The sequence below is a fragment of the Bradyrhizobium sp. genome, assembly GCF_049581145.1.
Classification (GTDB): domain Bacteria; phylum Pseudomonadota; class Alphaproteobacteria; order Rhizobiales; family Xanthobacteraceae; genus Bradyrhizobium.
The window spans coordinates 1-1790 of the sequence record NZ_JBAURI010000503.1 but is presented as its reverse complement, the minus strand read 5'-3'; the positions used below and the strand labels follow the sequence as shown (position 1 = coordinate 1790).

At 61.6% G+C, this 1790-nt stretch carries 3 protein-coding genes; 1 reads left to right on the top strand and 2 read right to left on the bottom strand.

Annotation, left to right across the window (positions count from 1 at the left end):
- Positions 1-499: 499 nt before the first annotated feature.
- Positions 500-1192 carry a DUF5715 family protein gene (locus WCB02_RS16670; protein ID WP_423959616.1) on the top strand — a complete coding sequence of 231 codons (693 nt, stop codon included), beginning with the start codon at positions 500-502 and terminating at the stop codon, positions 1190-1192.
- A gap of 55 nt (positions 1193-1247) precedes the next feature.
- On the opposite strand, the gene WCB02_RS16665 is transcribed toward WCB02_RS16670, so the two are convergent.
- Together WCB02_RS16665 and WCB02_RS16660 are read right to left on the bottom strand one after the other, a co-directional pair.
- Positions 1248-1529 (bottom strand): DUF6496 domain-containing protein, encoded by a 282-nt coding sequence (locus WCB02_RS16665; RefSeq protein ID WP_423959614.1) that lies wholly within the window; start codon positions 1527-1529, stop codon positions 1248-1250.
- 51 nt (positions 1530-1580) lie between these two features.
- Positions 1581-1790 (bottom strand): hypothetical protein (locus tag WCB02_RS16660; protein ID WP_423959612.1); only part of this gene is annotated, 210 nt, incomplete at its 5' end.

The following is a 1790-nucleotide window of genomic DNA, read 5'->3' as shown; positions in this document are numbered from 1 at the left end:
CTACACTACCGCACATTTTGTAACGCATGGCGCCAAGGCTCACGCGAGCGGTGTTCGCGGTGTGCGGACGACCGGACGTAGGGTTTCCGTCGAGAACAGCCGAAGGTCGGGTCGAGTTGAGGCTGCGTCGTCGCATAGGATGAGCGCTGCGGACAGGCGTTCGCCGAGGGATGCGTCGGCGATGCGTCGAGTGAGCAGCCATCATCGGCGCGGAGAGCGGACGAGTGGCAATGAGCGTCTGGATATCGTCGCGGGAGTAAAGGCGCACTCTTCGGCCTCTGGAATTTATGCCAACGGCGTGGCTCATCCGGTAGAGGCGAGCCAGGCGGGGTCAATGACAACGCGGGCAGGAGCTTTGCCGGAAGTGGCGGCCAGGGTTGACGCGTTGCCTGCGGAGAGAGTGCCTGCGCCGTTGCAGTCGAGCGGGCCTTCGGATCTGGTGGGAGCGCCGGGCTCGACTACGGCGGGACCTGAGACGCGTGCGAGCACGGTTGGCGGGTTGTCGCTGGGGACGCGTGAAGCGATCGCTGAAGAAGCGGGTCAGCCTGAGGTGATCCCTGGGCTCTACCGTTATGGGCGGCTGGTGGTTCCGCCGCCGATGCGGGGCACGCGCGAGATTCTTGTGCATCAGAATTTGATTGCGGATGAAGAAGGTCTCAGCCGCATTCAGGATGACGATGATCTTCGCCGCATGCGCGGAGAGAGGATGCTGGTGGACTTTCCCGAGAGCATGAGTCTGCATGTGAACGCGGAGCTGGCGGGTGATCGACGGTGTGCGCGGCCGTGGACGGTGCGGTTCGCGGCAGACATTGCGCGGGCGTATTATTTGCGCTTTCACCAGCCGCTGCAGGTGAACTCGGCGGTGCGGACGGTGGCGTACCAACTGCGGCTGCGGCGCGTGAATGGAAATGCTGCGGGCATTGGTGGAGAGATGGCGTCGCCGCACTTGACTGGCGAGGCAATCGACTTTGGCAAGCGTGATATGACGACCGAGGAGATTGCGTGGATGCGCACGTATCTGCGGCCGCTGATGCAGGTTGGGAAGGTTGATGTGGAAGAGGAGTTTCAGCAGGCCTGCTTCCACATTAGTGTGTATCGCTCGTATGCGCCGGCGATGGCGTTGTCGCGCCGCGAGTATGCAGAGGTGGGTAGCCCACACGTGACGCGGGCACGTGCGGATGTGGATCAGTAAGAGACTTTTGTTCGCCAAGGGAAAAGGAGACGGCCGGATTTCCGGTCGTCCCTTTTCAAACTTTGTTGGGGTTCTCTGGAACCTTTTCGCCCTTCGCGCGGGCTTCGGATAAGGCAATGGCGATGGCCTGCTTCGGATTGGTGACCTTCTTGCCGCTGCGACCGCTTTTCAGCTTGCCTTGATGCATCTCGCGCATCTCGGTTTCGACTTGCTTGCCGACTCCGGGGCCGTACTTCTTCTTTGCCGAAGACTTCTTTGCGGCGGTCTTCTTGGCTGGAGCCTTCTTGGTGGATGATTTCTTTGTTGCGGATTTCTTGGTTGCCTTTTTGGTTGCCATTGGGTGAAACCTCCCGTGAGGTTTGAGGGCAGGTGTGCGAACTTCGTTGCATCAGGGCCGGGGGCGATTGCGCAGGATGATGTAGCCGGCGATGAGCAGGCCGATGGCTAGCGCGATGTAGAACACGTGGTCGTGAGAGCGGCCTAGATCTCCATTGCGCCAGGCGACGTAGGTGAGGTTGAGGTCGTCGGCGAGGCCGGGGATGGTGACGGCATTGAACGCGGTTGCAGGGTCGGGGCCGGGGGCTGTGGGGAGCGAGCC